The sequence below is a fragment of the Halomonas sp. NPDC076908 genome (genome assembly GCF_050269715.1).
Classification (GTDB): Bacteria; Pseudomonadota; Gammaproteobacteria; order Pseudomonadales; family Halomonadaceae; genus Vreelandella.
On the sequence record NZ_JBNNIW010000004.1, the window covers coordinates 134,564 to 152,401 of the forward strand.

Annotated in this window: 19 protein-coding genes; 2 read left to right on the top strand and 17 right to left on the bottom strand. The window is 55.5% G+C overall.

What is annotated here, in order from left to right; all coding sequences use genetic code 11:
• Positions 1 to 45: 45 nt before the first annotated feature.
• A complete protein-coding gene (gene dctP, locus ACQKE4_RS03885) occupies positions 46 to 1,092 on the bottom strand; it encodes a TRAP transporter substrate-binding protein DctP (protein WP_290837708.1) in 1,047 nt (348 codons plus the stop codon).
• A gap of 291 nt (positions 1,093 to 1,383) precedes the next feature.
• Positions 1,384 to 1,971, bottom strand: coding sequence for a TIGR02444 family protein (locus ACQKE4_RS03890; protein ID WP_427386987.1), 588 nt, complete (start codon positions 1,969 to 1,971; stop codon positions 1,384 to 1,386).
• A 29-nt stretch (positions 1,972 to 2,000) separates the two neighbouring features.
• Here ACQKE4_RS03890 and ACQKE4_RS03895 point away from each other — a divergent pair, with 29 nt between their 5' ends.
• Positions 2,001 to 3,989 (top strand): ATP-binding cassette domain-containing protein, encoded by a 1,989-nt coding sequence (locus ACQKE4_RS03895; RefSeq protein WP_427386988.1) that lies wholly within the window; start codon positions 2,001 to 2,003, stop codon positions 3,987 to 3,989.
• A 16-nt stretch (positions 3,990 to 4,005) separates the two neighbouring features.
• Here the strand turns inward: ACQKE4_RS03895 and dtd are convergent, their stop codons facing one another.
• The 8 genes from dtd to ACQKE4_RS03935 all read right to left on the bottom strand — a co-directional run bounded on the left by dtd (position 4,006) and on the right by ACQKE4_RS03935 (position 10,756).
• Entirely contained in the window at positions 4,006 to 4,443 is a 438-nt protein-coding gene (gene dtd, locus ACQKE4_RS03900; RefSeq protein ID WP_427386989.1) for a D-aminoacyl-tRNA deacylase, read from the bottom strand.
• Between the two features lie 146 nt (positions 4,444 to 4,589).
• Positions 4,590 to 5,450 carry a universal stress protein gene (locus ACQKE4_RS03905; protein WP_427386990.1) on the bottom strand — a complete coding sequence of 287 codons (861 nt, stop codon included), beginning with the start codon at positions 5,448 to 5,450 and terminating at the stop codon, positions 4,590 to 4,592.
• Positions 5,451 to 5,587: 137 nt separating this feature from the next.
• A complete protein-coding gene (gene thiD, locus ACQKE4_RS03910; RefSeq protein WP_427386991.1) occupies positions 5,588 to 6,409 on the bottom strand; it encodes a bifunctional hydroxymethylpyrimidine kinase/phosphomethylpyrimidine kinase in 822 nt (273 codons plus the stop codon).
• A gap of 9 nt (positions 6,410 to 6,418) precedes the next feature.
• Positions 6,419 to 7,834: a TRAP transporter large permease gene (locus ACQKE4_RS03915; RefSeq protein ID WP_427386992.1), complete on the bottom strand. Its 1,416-nt coding sequence runs from the start codon at positions 7,832 to 7,834 to the stop codon at positions 6,419 to 6,421.
• Positions 7,834 to 8,382 (bottom strand): TRAP transporter small permease subunit, encoded by a 549-nt coding sequence (locus ACQKE4_RS03920; protein ID WP_290837722.1) that lies wholly within the window; start codon positions 8,380 to 8,382, stop codon positions 7,834 to 7,836. Before ACQKE4_RS03920 ends, ACQKE4_RS03915 begins: the two co-directional genes overlap by 1 nt.
• Positions 8,383 to 8,486: 104 nt before the next feature.
• The gene (locus tag ACQKE4_RS03925; protein WP_427386993.1) at positions 8,487 to 9,323 is read right to left on the bottom strand and encodes an endonuclease/exonuclease/phosphatase family protein; all 837 of its coding nucleotides are present in this window, start codon (positions 9,321 to 9,323) and stop codon (positions 8,487 to 8,489) included.
• Positions 9,324 to 9,361: 38 nt separating this feature from the next.
• Positions 9,362 to 9,994, bottom strand: a complete 633-nt coding sequence (locus tag ACQKE4_RS03930) for a thiol:disulfide interchange protein DsbA/DsbL (RefSeq protein WP_427386994.1) — start codon at positions 9,992 to 9,994, stop codon at positions 9,362 to 9,364.
• A 132-nt stretch (positions 9,995 to 10,126) separates the two neighbouring features.
• Positions 10,127 to 10,756 (bottom strand): c-type cytochrome, encoded by a 630-nt coding sequence (locus ACQKE4_RS03935; RefSeq protein ID WP_427386995.1) that lies wholly within the window; start codon positions 10,754 to 10,756, stop codon positions 10,127 to 10,129.
• 367 nt (positions 10,757 to 11,123) lie between these two features.
• Between ACQKE4_RS03935 and yihA the strand changes: the two genes are divergently transcribed.
• On the top strand, positions 11,124 to 11,762 hold the full coding sequence (yihA, locus tag ACQKE4_RS03940) for a ribosome biogenesis GTP-binding protein YihA/YsxC (protein WP_427386996.1): 639 nt from the start codon (positions 11,124 to 11,126) through the stop codon (positions 11,760 to 11,762).
• Here the strand turns inward: yihA and ACQKE4_RS03945 are convergent.
• Genes ACQKE4_RS03945 through argH form a run of 7 tightly spaced genes read right to left on the bottom strand, consistent with a single transcriptional unit; the run spans position 11,735 to position 17,837 of the window.
• Complete coding sequence (locus tag ACQKE4_RS03945) at positions 11,735 to 12,508, bottom strand: HAD family hydrolase (protein WP_427386997.1); 774 nt, start codon at positions 12,506 to 12,508, stop codon at positions 11,735 to 11,737. The two genes, yihA and ACQKE4_RS03945, sit on opposite strands and share 28 nt — an antisense overlap.
• Positions 12,505 to 13,431 carry a tyrosine recombinase XerC gene (locus ACQKE4_RS03950; RefSeq protein WP_427386998.1) on the bottom strand — a complete coding sequence of 309 codons (927 nt, stop codon included), beginning with the start codon at positions 13,429 to 13,431 and terminating at the stop codon, positions 12,505 to 12,507. The genes ACQKE4_RS03945 and ACQKE4_RS03950 overlap by 4 nt, the downstream gene beginning before the upstream one ends.
• A complete protein-coding gene (locus tag ACQKE4_RS03955; RefSeq protein ID WP_427386999.1) occupies positions 13,424 to 14,134 on the bottom strand; it encodes a DUF484 family protein in 711 nt (236 codons plus the stop codon). The genes ACQKE4_RS03950 and ACQKE4_RS03955 overlap by 8 nt, the downstream gene beginning before the upstream one ends.
• Before the next feature lie 33 nt (positions 14,135 to 14,167).
• Positions 14,168 to 15,001 (bottom strand): diaminopimelate epimerase, encoded by an 834-nt coding sequence (gene dapF, locus ACQKE4_RS03960; protein ID WP_427387000.1) that lies wholly within the window; start codon positions 14,999 to 15,001, stop codon positions 14,168 to 14,170.
• On the bottom strand, positions 15,001 to 16,272 hold the full coding sequence (gene lysA / locus ACQKE4_RS03965) for a diaminopimelate decarboxylase (protein ID WP_427387001.1): 1,272 nt from the start codon (positions 16,270 to 16,272) through the stop codon (positions 15,001 to 15,003). The genes dapF and lysA overlap by 1 nt, the downstream gene beginning before the upstream one ends.
• Positions 16,273 to 16,305: 33 nt before the next feature.
• Positions 16,306 to 16,437 carry an LPS translocon maturation chaperone LptM gene (gene lptM / locus ACQKE4_RS03970; protein ID WP_427387002.1) on the bottom strand — a complete coding sequence of 44 codons (132 nt, stop codon included), beginning with the start codon at positions 16,435 to 16,437 and terminating at the stop codon, positions 16,306 to 16,308.
• On the bottom strand, positions 16,434 to 17,837 hold the full coding sequence (gene argH, locus ACQKE4_RS03975; protein WP_290671533.1) for an argininosuccinate lyase: 1,404 nt from the start codon (positions 17,835 to 17,837) through the stop codon (positions 16,434 to 16,436). Before argH ends, lptM begins: the two co-directional genes overlap by 4 nt.
• Between the last annotated feature and the right edge of the window lies 1 nt (position 17,838).

Here is a 17,838-nt window from a genome sequence, read left to right on the forward strand (position 1 = left end):
CCTGTGGCTACCCCTTTAATCATCAACCCTTCAGCAAGCGATACCTTACTCGTTAGTAACGGCTTCTAGATCTTGCTTGAACTGTTCCAGCAAGGCAGTACCGCGCTCACCGGTCATCTCAATAAAGCGCTCTTCTACTTGTGGGGCACGGTCACGGAAAGCTTGAATCTGCTCTTCGTTCAAACGTGTCACCGTCACATCATCAGACGCTTCTTCAATTTTAGCTAGCGACTCATCCGCTAGGCCTGAGATGTGCTCAAGAGTGTGCTCATAAGCAGCTTCTGTCGCTTCGCGAACCAGCTCCTGATCTTCTTCAGATAAACCGTCGAAGAAGTCCTGGTTGGCCATCATCGCCGTTGTGAACCAGCCATGACCAGTAAAGATCAGGTTAGGCGATACTTCATACAGACCGCCAGACTCGATCCAGAAAATCGGGTTTTCCTGACCTTGAAGGATGTTAGTTTGCAGGCCACCGTAAACTTCGCCCCAAGGTAGCGGAGTCGGGCTGGCGCCGAAGGCGCTATACGTTTCAGCCAACAGCGGGTTGGTCATGGTACGAATGTTTTTACCACGTAACTCTTCCGGCGTCGTGATCGGCTCATCAAGCGTCAGCACCATTTCGCCTTCCGGGTACATCTTCAGCAGTTCAAGGCCTTGCTCAGCGTATAGCTCAGGGAAGGTTTCGTTGATCGCGGTACTGGTGTTGAAAAACTCAACGACGGTGTCAGGATCAGTCGGCAGTAGGTAAGGCACAAAGAAGATCTGTGCTTCAGGGATCAACGCGCCGGTAAAGCCTGGGGATTGGTTAACAAACTGAAGAATACCCGCCTGGGTCTGCTCCATAATGTCGTCAGACTCACCCAGCTCACCAAAGCGATAAACCTGAACGGTATGGTCTGAGTTTTCTTCTACGTGCTCTTTAAACGCTATGGCGAAAACATCTTGCACATCGCCTTCATACTCTTCGTGGGCATAACGCCAGTTATCTGCATAGGCAGCACTCGACATGCCTACTAACAGCGCGCTAACGGTAGCCGTCGTCATTAGTTTTGTCGTTACGGAGCGAGTAGAAACGAACTTGCTTGACTTCATGCGATGTTCCCCTTGGGTTGGTAAATGCCCAGTACCAGCGCAACTACCTGTTTCGAAAAATCAGCCTGTTTTAAAATCTAGCTTTATAAACCAGTTCAGCTTATGCGCTTCTCAACGCCACACTGCTATTTTGCTATCGTTTTACCCTAACAGATGTTCGCTAACTGTTGTTACTAGCCTGTTGTTACTAACGGTGTTGCTAGCAGGCAGCCATGCCACACTTGGCTACTCGCGGTGAACCCAATAATGCTTGATTTTTTAAAGTCAGCTTAAAATTAGCCTGATTTCAGGCTAGCGCGCTACTTGGTGAGGGTCAAGCTGGCAAGCAACCGTTTGCAGTGCCTGAAGTGACGCTGCTGGCATTTTGCTAGCTTCTTTAGCCACACCCTCTTCATCGGTTATAAACAGCTGTTTTCGCAACCATATCGCGGCGTTTGGCGTTTTTTCATCTCTATTTCTTAGTTTTTGCTCACTGTTTAGGGATGTCAAAATCCACCCTTGCCAACGTTGAAGGTTCTCACGCTCGGCCATTAGCTCAGCTTGTTTGATCGTCTGGCGCAGTGTTGCAACTGACTCACTGGCAGCCGCTGAGGCTTTTAAATCACGGCGTAATCCGCGCAATACCTCTGTTACGTGCTGCTGCCATTGGCAACGCTCCCTGCGTATCGTCATCACCTTTGCTGCGATCACTTCCAAGCCGCAGGAATAGAGCCAACAGTGAAACAGCAACTCACACACATCCACGTCGTTCTCATCTTGCAGCGTCAGACATGCAGCCTCAACGCCCGGCATGGCGTACAGCGAAAGTGCAAAATCCCACAGTGATATCTGCTGTAGCCGCTGCAATCGGGTAGAATCAAGCGCAATTGAATCTCGCATCGTATGACCCACTTTTTTCGGGAGAAGGCATGATCGCACTGCGCCAAGTCGCCCTGCAACGCGGCACGCAAACGCTACTCGACAACGCGGACGTTACCCTAAATAACGGGGTCAAGGCCGGCATTATCGGGGCAAACGGCGCCGGCAAGTCGAGCCTGTTTAAACTATTGCTGGGCGAGCTTGGGCCCGACCAGGGCGATGTTGAGATGAGCGGCGGCCAGCGCATTGCGCACATGGCCCAGGAAGTAGACGCTCTTGACCGCCCCATTATTGAGTATGTACTGGATGGCGATATCGCGCTGCGCCAAGCGGAGGCCGACTTGCTGGCTGCCCGTGAAGCGGGGGAAGCCCACCGGGAGGCTGAACTGCATGGCTTAATCGAAACCCTGGATGGCTATCGCGCAGAGTCACGTGCGGCACAGCTGCTGGTGGGACTGGGCTTTGTGCAGACAGACCTCACCCGCCCGCTTTCTGCCTTTTCGGGTGGTTGGCGGATGCGAGTCAATCTTGCCCGCACGCTGTTTATGCCCTCCGATCTACTGCTGCTGGATGAGCCTACCAACCACTTGGATCTGGATGCCTTACTGTGGCTAGAGCAGTGGTTAACCCGCTACCCCGGCACCCTGCTGCTTATTTCTCACGACCGCGATTTTTTGGACGCAGTGTGCGATCACATCGTGCATATGCATCATCAAAAGCTGGAGCTTTACCGCGGCAATTACTCACAGTTTGAACGTACGCGTGCCGAAAAGCTTGCCTTGCAGCAGGCCGAAGCTGCCAAACAGCAGGCACGCCGGGAAGAGATTGAGCGCTTCATCGCCCGCTTTAAGGCTCAGGCAACCAAAGCCAAGCAGGCACAGAGCCGGGTCAAAATGCTTGAGCGGATGGAGGATATCGCTGTTGCTCACGTTGATTCCCCCTTCCACTTTACCTTGCCTGCCGCTGAAAAAACCTCGCGCCCGCTGCTGGTGCTAGATCAAGCCCAGCTTGGCTATCGCGGTAAAGCTGGCAGCGTGGGTGACGCAGAGAGCAGCGATAATGTGCAACTGGACAAGGTCAACATCACGCTGCTTCCTGGTAGCCGTATTGGCCTGCTAGGTCCCAATGGCGCAGGTAAATCGACGTTAATTAAGTCGCTTACCGGCGAGCTTGAGCTACTGAATGGCAAGCGTGTGCCCGGCGAACACTTGGCGATTGGCTACTTTGCACAGCATCAGTTAGAGAGCCTGGACATTTCATCGACCCCATTTGTGCACGTTCAGCGCCTTTCTCCCACCGCTAGCGATCAGGATATCCGCAATTTCCTGGGTGGCTTTGGCTTTAAGGGCGACGACGCCTTTGGCCAAGTGGCGAGCTTCTCTGGCGGTGAAAAAGCCCGCTTAGCCCTAGCGCTAGTTGCCTGGCAGAAACCCAATTTGCTGTTGCTTGATGAGCCCACCAACCATCTGGACTTAGAGATGCGCGAGGCGCTGACCCAGGCGCTGGCAAGTTTCGAAGGCACCGTTATTCTGGTCTCTCACGACCGCCACTTATTGCGAGCCACGGTAGATGAATTCTGGCGCGTCGCCGATAACCGGGTGGAGCCTTTTGATGGTGATTTAGAGGACTATCGGATATGGCTTAAAGCGCGCCTGGAAGAGAGCCGTCGTGACTCACGCGGCGAAAAAGCGGAACGCCAGAGCCAGCAGCCCAGTGGAGATAGCCGCGAAGCGCGCAAAGCATCCCGTAAAGCGGCCGCCGAACTGCGCGAAAAGTTACGCCCGCTGAAAAAACAGCGCGACCAAGCCGAAAAGGCCATGGAAAAGGCCCAGCAGGAGTTGGAGAATGTAGAACAAGTGCTGGCTGATCCTGCGCTCTACACCGACAGCGCACGTAAAGCCGAACTGACCAAGACGCTTAGCCAACAAGCGGAGATTAAAGCGCGCCTGGAGGAATCAGAACGGCAGTGGCTCAGCGCCGAAGAAGCACTAGAGACAATGGAAGCTGAGCTACTGGCCAGCGAAGAAGAGGTTAGCTAGACCTCGCAAGGCCCCACTAGCTTTCCAGCAAAAACGTGACCGGGCCATCGTTGACCAGCGCCACCTGCATATCGGCGCCAAACTCACCGGTGGCCACGTTCGGCCACGCAGCACGCACTTGGGTAACCAATAGCTCGAACAGTTCTTCACCCTGGGCCGGAGGGGCAGCGCTTGAAAAACTCGGCCGTAGCCCTTTGCGGGTATCTGCGGCGAGGGTGAACTGGGAGACGAGCAGCAGCCCACCGTTAACCTGCTGCAGGTTTTGATTCATTTTGCCGTCAGCGTCGCTAAACACACGGTAGTGGAGCAGTTTATACAGCAGCTTTTCCACTGTGGTCGCGTCATCGTGTTTCTCAACCCCTATCAGTGCCAGCAGCCCGTGATCGATGCTACCGACCAATTCACCTTCCACTTCCACGCTTGCGCGCTTCACCCGTTGAATCAATGCTTTCAAGGTGCCACTCCTGCGCTAACAAATCGCCAGTGTAGCGCTGCTAGGCCGATTTTTCCTATTCAAAGGCTAACTCCCGCTTTGCATGCAGCTAAGTGAGATGCAGTCCGATTTACCCAGAAAATAGCCTAAGGAAATACTTATTATCTTCACCACGCACGGCATAGCATAAGATCGCAGTGGGGTTCACTAAGTAGCATTTCGGTTACTTGGCTGGTGTGATGAAGCTGACCACGACTGCCGATCATCACAAGGTCTGGTGTGTGGCGTTTCATATAGGCTTGCAGCACTTCGCAGGGTGCTCCCTGTTCTAGCACCAGCTCAATGTCAGGTACACCATCTAGCTCGCGCATCAGGCTATCAACTTCGCTGGTCAACTGTTCACGCAAACGTAGCACTTCATGCTCACGCCACTGAGCGTAATAGGCTTGCGAGCCAAGCTCACGTTCGCCGGGCAGGGTCCAGGCGTGCAGTAGCGTTAGCGTCGCTTCGGGGAAGCGGATCAGGGCCTCTTTTAAGGTATGCCGGGCGGTCAGCGAAAAATCGATAGGCACCAAAATATGCTGCCAGGACTGGGTTGGCTGATAAGAGGAAACCACCACCGGGCAAGGGGCACTGCGCAGCACACGCATTACTGTGGTGCCCGCCAGCAGGTCTTTCTGACCACGTTTACGATGCATGCCGAGAATAATCAGTTCAGCATTGCGCTCGTGGGCCTCACGGACAATCTCAACATGGGGGGAGCCAGCCACCGTTTGAATTAACGTTTTCGGCGCTTCGAGAGCGTAGTCTTCGCGCAGGTCCGTCAAGGTAGCGGTGATATCTTCTACCACCGCGCGCTCTACATCCAACAGCACATGCCGCGGTAGATACGGATCCAGTACGTGCAGTACGTCTAACTGAACGCCCTGGGCGTAAGCTAGCCGTAGGGCGCGGGCAAAGGCAGCACGATTTTCAGCGGAGAGATCGGTGGCAAATAGGATTGTGCTTGGTGAGTGAGTGCGGGGCATGGCGAAACGCTCCTTGGCTGAGCAACTCAGCCTTACAAGCCGTTAAGCAAACACTCCTTAGCATGGTGTGCAATACGCTTTCTGGCAAGCTACCTGCTGTCTAAATGCACTATGCCAAATTACCACCAAGCACCAAATTACCACCAAGCGTGAAAATGGTGCACCGGGCCGCGTCCTTTACCTACATTTAGGCGCACGCTGGCTTCTAACGCTGAATGCAGCCACTGCTTGGCATCGCTAATCGCGGCCGTTGGCGCATCAATGCTTGCATCCAGAGGCAACTTCGCCAGGCAGGCAGCAATCGCTGAAGAGAGCGCACAGCCAGTGCCGTGCAGGTTGTTGGTATCAATGCGCGAAGCGGGAAGCCACTGATGGCCGCTTGGCGTTGCCAGCAGATCAGGGCAGGTAGCGCCGCGCAAATGGCCGCCTTTCAGCACCACATAGGGCGCTCCCAGTTGCGTTAAGCCCGGCAACATGGCTTCCATAGCGTCTAAACTAGTGGGCGATGGCGAATCAAGCAGCACCGCCGCTTCCGGTAGATTCGGCGTTATCACATCGGCCAGCGGCACTAAAATATCGCGTACCGCTCGAATGCCTTCATCATTGACTAGAATATCGCCGCTTTTGGCGACCATCACCGGGTCGAGCACAATCCAACGCGGGCGGCGCTGGCGCAGCACATCGGCAATGACCTCAGCGACTTCACGGCTAGCGACCATACCGATTTTAACCGCGTCCAGTGCCACATCATCCAGCAAATGCTCTAACTGTTCGCGAATAGCCTGGGGCGACACCGGGTACACCGACGCCACACCACAGGTGTTCTGGGCGATCACCGCAGTGATCACGTTGGTGCCATACACACCCAGCGCCGAGAAGGTTTTTAAATCGCCTTGCAAACCTGCGCCGCCGGACGGATCAGAGCCTGCAATGGTGAGCACATTAGCAATAGGCTGCATACTTCCCCCTTACATCACTGACGGTAGCCAAGTGGCGAGTTCAGGGAACAGTGCAAGCGCCAATAACATGCCTAGCTGCATGATAATAAAGGGTATCACACCACGGTAAATAGCCGAGGTAGGCACGCTTTGTGGGGTAACACCGCGCAAATAGAACAGTGCAAAACCAAAAGGCGGCGTTAAAAACGATGTTTGTAGATTGACGGCAATCATAATGCCCAGCCAGATCGGATCAATCCCCATGGCTAGCAATACCGGCCCAACAATGGGCACCACCACGAACGTGATCTCAATAAAGTCGAGAATAAAACCAAGCAAGAAAATCACCAGCATGACCACCATGGTGGCGCCGATGACGCCCCCCGGCATCGCTTCAAACATGTGCGTTACCAGCTCTTCACCGCCATAGGCGCGAAACACCAGGGAAAACAGCGCAGCACCGATCAGAATCAAAAACACCATACTGGTGACCTGGGCGGTCGAGCGCACCACTTCACGCAGCATGGTGATACTTAACCGCCGGTTGGCCGCAGCCAACAGTAGTGCACCGAAGGCACCGACTGCTGACGCTTCCGTCGGCGTGGCAAAGCCGCCCAAAATCGAACCAAGAACCGCAACAATTAACAGAACCGGGGGTATTAGCCCCTTCAATAGCAGAGGCCAGATACTCCCCGTATGACCAAGCTCGGCCTTAAGTGCTTCACGATCCGCTGCGGGTGCCACGCTTGGTTTCAGCCACGCAACCATCAGCAAGTAAACGATATAGGCAACGACCAGCAGTAGGCCCGGCACTAGCGCACCAATAAACAGATCGCCCACTGAAAGCGTTTTCGGACTCCATACCCCCATCGAAAGCTGGGCCTGCTGATAGGCCGTAGAAAGCACATCGCCTAACAGCACCAGAGCAATCGAAGGGGGGATAATCTGCCCAAGCGTGCCCGTCGCGCAGATAGTGCCTGTCGCTAGTGCCGGTGAATAGCCGCGCTTAAGCATGGTGGGCAACGACAGCAGCCCCATAGTGACAACAGTAGCTCCCACAATCCCAGTAGAAGCTGCCAGCAGCATACCCACCAATACCACGGAGATACCCAGGCCACCACGCAATGCACCAAGGGCCATGGCCATGGCATCCAACAGCGCTTCCGCTAATCTCGATTTTTCTAGCAGCACACCCATCAAGACAAACAACGGCACCGCTAAAAGGGTTTGGTTGGTCATGATGCCATACAGCCGATTGGGCATAGCACTCATCATGCGTGATTCAAACGGCACAGGAATGCCCATGGACTGCAACGCTAGCCCTATCCCAGCAAAGGCCAGCGCTGTGCCCGCCAACGCCAGGGCCACTGGGTAACCCAGCATGAGTACCACACACACCGCAGCAAACAGTACCAGCGGCATAAATTCTAATACGGACGCCAGCACTAGATGATCTCCTCATGCTCGGGGGATGAACTGGGCAACTTGCCACGAATGATTAACGCTTGGCGGATCAACTGCGCAACGGCCTGCAGCAGCAGCAGCCCAACCATCACTAGGATTAACGTTTTAAGTAGGAAAACGCCGGGGATGCCGCCATCAGGAGAGCGCTCCATAATGGCCCAGCTGGTAGCGACATAACGAAAGCTGCTGATGGCAATAAACAGCGATACGGGAATAAGTAGAAAAAGCGTACCTAAAAAATCGATCCACGCCCGGCCGCGGTCTGACCAGCGACGATAAAAGATATCGACCCGAACGTGACCGTCATGGCGCAGCGTCCAGGCGGCACCCAGCATAAACACCGCCGCGTGCATGTACATCACCGACTCTTGCATCACGGTGCTGTGTATACCCAAGGCGTAGCGCATTATCACGATGGCAAACTGCACTAACATCATGATGACTACTAGCCAGGCAATGGCCCGGCCCACTCCCTCGGTCAAGCAGTCGAGCCAACGCAGTAACCGTGGCTCATGAGCATTGGAGCGCATGTAAAATGTCCTGGAAAAGAAAACGGCCCAGAATCATCGCTGATTCTGGGCCGAACGTCATCCCCATCTACCAATTAGATCTGCTTTAGCGGCTTAAAACGCGGCTATTTGGATAAGTTTTGCTTTGTATTGGCCGTTTCAAGCGCCAACAGGCAAGCAGCTGGAAGCGGCAAATCCAAGGCAATTGGCAGATGGTCAGAGAAAAGGTGGTCAAGCACCCGTACTTCGGCAGCTTCCAGCGACTGAGACAGTAGAATGTGATCAAGCGCACGGCGAGGCTGCCAGGAAGGGTAGCTAAGCAGTGGTTTAACTGGGTGCAGCGGCAGTGAGGTACAAAACCGTTCATGGGCATGCAACTGCTCTGGCGTACAATTCAGGTCGCCCATCACCACCACATGGCGCAGCGGTTGAATAATTTCACTTAAATAATTCAACTGCCGTACCCGGCCACGATGACTAAGCGCTAAGTGAGCGACAAAAATATGCAGCGCATCCGGGCCATCACCGAAACGCGCATGAATGGCGCCACGCCCTGGCATTGCCCCTGGCAGTCGGTGCTCTTCAATTTTACAGGGCACTAAACGCGAGAGCAGGCCATTACTATGCTGAGCAATACGCCCCAAGTTTCGGTTTAACTGCTGAAAATGGTGGGGAAATGCCGCTCTAGTGGCAAGATACTCCACTTGGTTCACGCGGCTGGAACGAAAGCTACCGCCATCAACCTCTTGCAACCCCACCACATCAAATTGACTGAGCACTTCGCCCATCATATCAAGGCGATGCTGGCGCCGCGGATGGGGCAATAAATGCTGCCAACTACGAGTGAGGTAGTGATGATAAGCCGACGTTTGGATGCCCACTTGCAGGTTAAACGTCAACAGACGCAGGTGTCCGCCCTCAAGTAACGACGACTTTGTCGTTGAGGATCCAACGCCTTTCATCGTGGGCTCATCACTTTCCCTCACTTCCTCCCACACGGTTATTCCGTGCGCTCTGCACGCACCTGTTCAACTAGCGCTTGCGCAATTTGCGGCATGTTATCAAGGCTACCGGCGGTGCTAGGCGTGACCACAAAGCGGCCATCAATCACCAGGGCGGGTACGCCCATTAAACGCATTTCACGCATGCGGCTATTGGCCTTATTGACATCACTGCGCACATTAAAAGCGGTCAATGCCTGTTTGGCTTCTTCTTCGCTCACACCATACTCGGCGAAGAAGGCGGCGATATCATCAGTCTCTGTTAGCGAACGATCTTCCTGATGAATAGCATTAAAGAAATCCGCGTGCAGTTCGTCCCCAATGCCTAACGATTCAGCCGCATAAAAAGCGGTCGCATGGGTATTCCAATCACCCCCCATGGTGGCAGGCATATGCTCTACACTAACGTCGTCTTCCAGCGTTTCATACCACGCATTAATCGGCTCTTGCAGCCGGTAGCAGTGCGGGCAGCCAAACCAGAACACTTCGGTGACTTCAATCTGACCCTCTTCAACGTGGGTCTCTACAGGCGATTGGAGCAGCTCATAGTGCTGACCCTCAACCAGTTCCTGGGCATTGACCGCCACAGAAAGTCCTAAACCGGCCACCGCAACCATTAGCGTTTTAAACATAGCGTGAATTCTCCATTGGGAAGCGAAAGCTGAGACCAGCAATACTGCCAAGGGTTCCCTCATCTAGCCCACGCGGTTAGCACTAGATGAGGTTCCAAGTTCAGCATAGGTAAGCATTTGCGCTTTAAAACGTTAGTTAAGGCCTAACAAATAGTTAGCCACAGCTTCCATATCGGCATCGCTCATTTTTGAAGCGATATCACCCATCACGTTATTAGGGCTATTGGCACGGTCACCCGATGCGAAGTCCTGCAGCGTTGCCACGGTATACTCCGCATGCTGACCCGAAAGACCGGGATATACGGCACTGCCAATACCCACGCCAGTCGGCGTATGGCAAGCGGCACAGGCTGGAATGCCCTTCGACATATCGCCAGCGCGGTAGAGCTCTTCACCACGCGCCAACAGCTCTTCGTCTTCGTCGTTAGTTTGGCCCAGGTTAGCCTCTTGGCCAGCAAAGAATGCCGCCGCATCCCACGCATCCTGATCAGAGTAGTCGTCTACCTGACCGGCCATTTCGGGCACGATGCGGTTACCGTCACGAATATCCATGATCTGTTTGGCGAGGTAAGACATTTGCTGCCCCGCCAAGTGAGGGAAGGCACCCGATGGACTAATACCCTGCGCTCCATGACAGGCAGCACAGGTCTGCGCCATCTCTTGCCCGGCAGATGCGTCAGCATCGGCTTGGTAGTCCGTTTGTGCGTGGGCGGTGCCAACGGCGCCCATGGTAATTGCTAGGCTTGCCAGTAACTTTCTCATTGCTATTCCACTATGCCGTTTTATGTTTGACTGGTACGCACCCTGGGCGCTTCCCAGGCTCCATAAATTACCAGGGTTAGCTCCGCCAATACGAACAACGTATCGCGTTGGTCGCTGTCGGCTAGAGCGCGATGGTACACTAGCGCCCCAGGTCGCAGATATAAACCGCTTGCATTATAACGAATCACCTCGGCGGCGGGAATGCAAGTCCTGGTCTGCTTTAGGGGTAATTCGTCGCGGTACTGCTTTGTGCTCTCTATATCATGCTTCGCTATCGTGCTGTCTACTGTACGTGATAGTGAGGCAATAATGAGATATTAGTGCGCCGAGCTGGCCGCTTTTATGTTCGTCTTCCAGGATTAAGTCCATGTCTACCCCCCATGATAGCCCGGTCTCTCGACTGAACTACCCCACGGCGCGTTTTATTATCAGCGCTCCCACCCTGGCGCTTTGCCCGGATGATACCGGTGCAGAGGTGGCGTTTGCTGGCCGCTCAAACGCGGGCAAATCCAGCGCTATCAATGCGTTAACCCAGCAAACTGCGCTGGCGCGCACCTCGCGCACCCCTGGCCGTACACAGCTGATCAACTTTTTTAGCGTCATGAACGATGAAGCGCGGCGCTTAGTGGATCTGCCAGGCTATGGCTACGCCAAGGTGCCTGAATCAGTCAAATTAGAGTGGCAAAAACACCTGGCCGAGTACTTACGCAACCGCTTTAGCCTGCGCGGTTTAGTACTGCTAATGGACGTACGCCATCCGCTCACCGAGTTTGACCAGATGATGCTTAACTATGCCGATCAGCGCGAAATGCCGGTGCATATTCTGCTGACTAAGTCAGACAAGCTCAAGAAAGGGCCTGCCAACGCTGCGCTACAAAAAGTGCGTTCACGCCTAAAAGAGTGGGAAGATCTCGTTTCCGTACAGCTATTCTCCTCACTCAAGCGCGATGGGGTCGATACGCTGTCACAGAAACTCAATCAGTGGCTATACACGCCGCCAGAGTGATGGCTTTCCACAGCTTGGTTTTCCAATCTCTCCAACACGCTGGGTAGCTCTTTAATATGGGCAATGCGGTGCACCCGAGGGGGAAGTTTTTGATCCGTGGCCGCTGACACCCATACGGCGTGCATCCCCAGCTGCTGCGCGGGCAATATGTCTTCCAGCCACGAGTCACCCACGTGCATCGCGCATTCGGGGGCCACGTTTAAACGCGAAAGCGCAGTGAGAAACGGCGTGGGATCAGGTTTAGGCGCTAATAATTCGCCTGCGGCAATCGCCACAGGAAAGTAAGCAGCCAGTGGCTGGCGGGCCAAATGAATATTACCGTTGGTGATTGCCGCCAGTTGATAGCGCTCGGTTAACGCGGCCAGCAACCCTGCTGCCTCAGGATGGGGCGTCACCTGAACACGCAGGCGATGGAACTCATTCATCGCTGCCGCCGCCCACAATAGCGCGGCACTGCGCGGCAAACCGGTGGCTTCTAGCTGTGCCTCCAGGGAGCGCAGCCGCAGCCAGGTAAAATCGCCCCGCCGCTCCGGTACGTCTTTAGCCAACTGCTGTCGGCGCTGAAGATAATCGTTCCCGCCACCTGCCGGTGATAATCCTAGAGCAGGCTCCTGGCGTGCAGCACGCCAAGCGTTAAGCGCTTCCAGTAGCCAGCGGTAGTGCCCTTCTTCAGTACGTGCCATCACGCCATGGTTATCCCACAGCGTATCGTCTAGATCGAAAGTAATCGCCTTCAGCGTGGTCATGGCTTGCTCCTTGGGCTATTGCGTTTAGCACGCGGATGCGCGGCATCGTAGCTGGTAGCAAGATGCTGCCAGTCAAGCCGGGTATAGATCTGTGTCGTCGATAGGTTGGCGTGCCCGAGCAGCTCTTGCACGGCGCGCAAATCCTGGCTTGATTCCAACAGATGACTGGCAAAGGAGTGACGCAAACGGTGAGGGTGCAGGTGCTCGGGTAAGCCCCGAGCCAGCGATAGCTGCGCTAAGCGTTTTTGAATAGCACGATGGCCTAAACGCGAGCCGCGCTGCCCTACAAATAGCGCAAGCTCATTCATCGGTGCGAGCGCTGAGCGGCAGCCCAGCCACTCAGCAAGCGCCTGTTGAGCGCGGCGCCCTACCGGTACTTGACGCGGCTTGCCGCCTTTGCCAATGACTCTTACTCGGCTGTTTTGCAGGTCACCAAGATCAAGCGCCGCCAGCTCTGCCAAGCGCAGGCCACTGGAGTAAAACAGCTCAAGAATGGCCTGATCCCGAATACCCAACGGCGAGCCGTCGTGAGGGGTATCGAGAAAGCGCGCCAGGGCGTCTACATCGACCGGACGCGGTAAGTGGCTAGGCTGTTTCGGCGTACGTAGCAAACCTACGGGATTATCGACCAGCACGCCCTGTTTAACGAGATAGTCGGCAAACTGGGAAAGCGCCGCCCTACGCCTGGCAAGGCTTCTAGGCGCCAGGCCTCGGCTGCGTTCCGAGCCCAAAAACGTTCTTAACAGCGCGGTATCTAACGCCGTCGGATCGGTTACTTCGCGGCGCTCAGTGAATTTACACAGCGCGGCCAGATCATGCCGATAAGCCTCTACGGTAGCAGGGCTTGCGTGGGTCGCCAGCGCGGCCAGAAATGCCTCGGCGCGCTTGGCTATGGTTATTTCAGCAGGGAGCGTTTCAACCATGATCGCCTAGACGTACCAGCAGCCGGGCAACGATATCGCCTAAATACTCGGTAAACAGCGTGTCCATGCTGGCCCGGTAGGCGTCGGGACTGGGGCTGGCTAGCAGCAGATAACCCAATGGATCTCCCGCCGAGAGGCGCGAAATGGCGCATGAACCCGCTTTGCGAGGCGCTGTAACGTGCGGCAACAAACATTTCCAATCACTAACGCTAAGTTTCACGCAGCGGCTGGTACGACCATCTAACAGCGCCGCCAAACGTGCGCTTGCATGCTGATCCAGCACATGCCGGGGCGGTTGGGGCGGCGCCGGCTCCGTATCGCTTAGCGTGGCAGGGCACCACAGCGCCATAGCAGGCGTTTCAAAACGCTCGCTCAATTGGGTAGCCAGCGCTTGCGCCAGCGCATCGCGGTCTTGCGCTTCCACCAGCGCAATCAACGTTTCGCGCAGCCTACGGTACTGGGACTCGTTATGGCGAGCGGTCTCAAGCAAGTGCTCTAGGCGGCCTTCCGCCGTTTCAGCACGCTTGCGCAGATCAAAAACCAAGCGTTCTAACAGCGACACCGCCCCATCAATATGGGGATGGGGCACCTGCAGCTGCTGCAGCAACCCTTCACGGCCGACGAAAAAATCGGGATGACGCGCCAGCCAGAACGCCACTTGATCAGGATCGAGCGTTTTGCGGGGTTCGGGGGCTTGTGACATCGCCATTCTCTCCTCGGATTAATTGAGTGCTGCTTAACTGATCGCTACGCGGCCATCAAAGACGCGTGTCGCAGGGCCCACCATGATTAGCGCCCCTTCAGGATCAGGCCACTCGATGCTGAGCTCTCCACCAGGCAAGTGGACTTTTACGGGACTTTTTAACAGCCCTTGGCGAATACCACTGGCCACCGCCGCGCAGGCACCCGTGCCGCAGGCAAGCGTTTCACCGCTGCCACGCTCATAGACGCGTAAGCGAATCTCACTGGGCGAGAGTATCTGCATAAAGCCTACGTTAACACGCTTGGGGAAGCGGGGATGCGCTTCCACCAATGGCCCCAGCCGCTCGACCGGCGCAGTGTCGACGCTGTCCACCTGCAGCACCGCGTGGGGGTTACCCATGGAAACCACGCCAATCCGCAGCGTTTCACCGCCCACTTCTAAGGCATGTAGCGGCTGATCGCCAGGCGCGTCAAACGGCAGTGCCATGGGGCTAAACCGCGGTCGCCCCATGTCGACCCGCACCATGCCATCGAGCTGTACAGTGAGCACCAGCGGCCCGCCGGCGGTTTCCACATGAATTTCGTGCTTATGGGTCAAGCGCTGATCACGCACGAAACGGGCAAAGCAGCGCGCGCCGTTGCCGCAATTTTCTACTTCACTGCCGTCAGCATTGTAAATACGGTAGCGAAAATCCATCTCTGGATTCTGGGGCGGTTCGACGACCAACAGCTGGTCAAAACCAATGCCAAAGCGCCGGTCAGCCAACGCACGAATTTGGGCTTCGTCCAGTCGGGCGCGCTGAGTAACTAGATCGACCATGACAAAGTCATTGCCCAGACCATGCATCTTGGTGAAATGTAATAGCATCAGCGCCCCCCTTCAGGCAGCAGAGCCTCACCCGCCCACAGGCTAGCAATGGTTTCCCGCGCCCGCACCACATGACAACGGTCGCCATCAACCATCAGCTCAGCGGCGCGTGGTCGGCTGTTGTAGTTTGACGCCATGACAAACCCGTAAGCGCCTGCCGAACGCACTGCCAACAAATCCCCTTCGGCAATCGCCAGCTCACGCTCTTTGCCCAGGAAGTCACCGGTTTCACATACCGGGCCGACCACATCGTAAAGGGCGCTTTCGCGCACTTCGCGAGTATCAACAGGCACAATCGCCTGCCATGCCTGATACAGCGCAGGGCGAATTAAGTCGTTCATGGCCGCATCGACAATCGCAAAATTCTTGGTTTCGCCGGGCTTAAGAAACTCCACCCGGGTCAGCATGACACCCGCATTGGCGGCAATCGAACGGCCGGGCTCAAACAGCAGCATAAGTGCTTCGCCCCCTTCCCAGCGCGATAACCGTGCTAGCAACTGGCTAGCGTAATCGAACGGCTGGGGCGGTTTTTCATCGCGATAGGGCACGCCCAAACCGCCGCCTAAATCGAGGTGCTCGATTTCGATACCCCGCTCACGTAGCCGCTCCATCAGCATTAGCAAGCGATCCAGCGCATCCAAGAACGGTGCTGTTTCAGTCAGTTGCGAGCCAATGTGGCAATCGAGCCCCTTCACCTGCAGGTTGGGCAGGCTTGCCGCAAGTTCGTAGACATCCAGCGCTGCATCGACTGGAATACCGAACTTGTTGTCCTTCAAACCGGTTGAGATGTAAGGGTGGGTACCCGCGTCCACGTCCGGGTTCACCCGCAGCGACACCGGTGCAATTTTACCCAGCTCCCCCGCGACGCGATTCAAACGCTCAAGTTCTGGGCGCGACTCGACGTTAAAGCACTTAATGCCCACTTCAAGCGCGCGGGCCATTTCGTGGGCCTGCTTAGCTACGCCGGAAAATACTACTTTGGCCGGGTCGCCACCAGCCTGGAGCACACGTTCAAGCTCACCGATGGAGACAATATCAAACCCTGCGCCAAGCTTGGCCAACAGGCCCAGCACTGCCAGGTTGGAGTTGGCCTTTACCGCGTAACAAATGAGATGCGGATGGCTGCCCAACGCTTCGGTATAGGCGCGAAAATGGCGTTCAAAGGTTGCTTTTGAGTAGACGTAGCAGGGCGTGCCGTACTCGTCGGCAATCCGTGACAGCGGCACGTCTTCGGCATACAGCACGCCATCGCGGTAATTAAAATAATCCATGGTGCTCTCTCCTTCTGCTGCGCCTTAGGCTGTTTATTCTGCCCCTGGGTCAGACGGCGCGGTAGCGGGTTCATCCTCAGGCAGATACAGCGGCCCTTTTTGACCACAGCCAGCCAAGCCAGTTAACAGCAATGCCGCAAAGGCAACGGCTACTAGCGCTTTCATGCGCCCGCCTTGAGCGCGCTTAAGGCCTCACGCGCTCGCTGGGCAGCAGCGCGCACCTGGTTCGGCGCCGTGCCACCAATGTGATTACGCGCAGCCACCGAGCCTTCCAGGGTCAACACCTCAAAGACATCCTGCTCAATAATGTCGGAGAACTGTTTCAACTCATCAAGGCTCATTTCGGAGAGATCTTTTTCAGTTTTAAGGCCGTAAGCCACCGACTGACCAACGATTTCGTGAGCATCGCGGAACGCTACACCTTTGCGCACCAAGTAGTCGGCCAAGTCTGTGGCGGTAGAAAAGCCGCGTCGCGCTGCTTCATACATGCTGGCTTTTTTCGGCTCGATGGCAGGCACCATATCGGCAAATGCTTTTAAGCAGTCGCGCACAGTATCCACGGCATCAAACAGCGGCTCTTTATCTTCCTGGTTATCTTTGTTGTAGGCCAGCGGCTGGGACTTCATCAGCGTCAGCAGCGCCATTAAGTGGCCATACACACGTCCGGTTTTACCGCGTACCAGTTCAGGTACGTCGGGGTTCTTCTTCTGCGGCATGATAGATGAGCCGGTGCAGAAGCGGTCGGGCAGATCAATAAAGTTAAACTGGGCGCTGGTCCACAACACCAGCTCTTCGCTCATGCGCGACAAGTGCATCAATAGGATGCTGGCGAAGCTAGTAAATTCAATCGCAAAATCACGATCTGAAACGGCGTCTAGCGAGTTTTCCGCCGGGCGGTCAAAGCCTAGTAGCTCTGCTGTTACGTGGCGATCAATCGGGTAGGTCGTCCCGGCCAGCGCGGCGGCCCCCAGCGGCATCACGTTAACGCGCTTACGGCAGTCTAATAAGCGCTCGTGATCCCGGGCCAGCATCTCTTGCCACGCCAACATATGGTGACCAAAGGTAACCGGCTGGGCGGTCTGCAGATGCGTAAAGCCCGGCATAATAGTGTCGGCTTCACGGTCGGCAAGCTCAATCATGCCTTCGCGCAGGCGCTTCAATTCCACTTCAATGACATCAATCTCATCGCGCATAAACAGGCGGATATCGGTGGCTACCTGGTCGTTGCGCGAACGCCCGGTGTGCAGCTTTTTGCCGGTAATGCCGATTTTGTCGGTCAGCCGTGCTTCGATGTTCATGTGCACATCTTCAAGCGGCACCGACCAGTTGAATTCGCCACGCTCAATCTCACCCTGAATCTCGTTCAGACCGTTGATAATGGCATCGCGCTCGTCATCGGTCAGCACGCCCACGCGGGCCAGCATCGCGGCATGGGCAATGGAGCCCTGAATATCTTGACGCGCTAAGCGCTGGTCGAAAGTAACAGACGCAGTGAAGCGTGCGACAAAGGCATCGGTGGGCTCGCTAAAGCGACCGCCCCAAGACTGATTCGTAGCTTGGCTCATC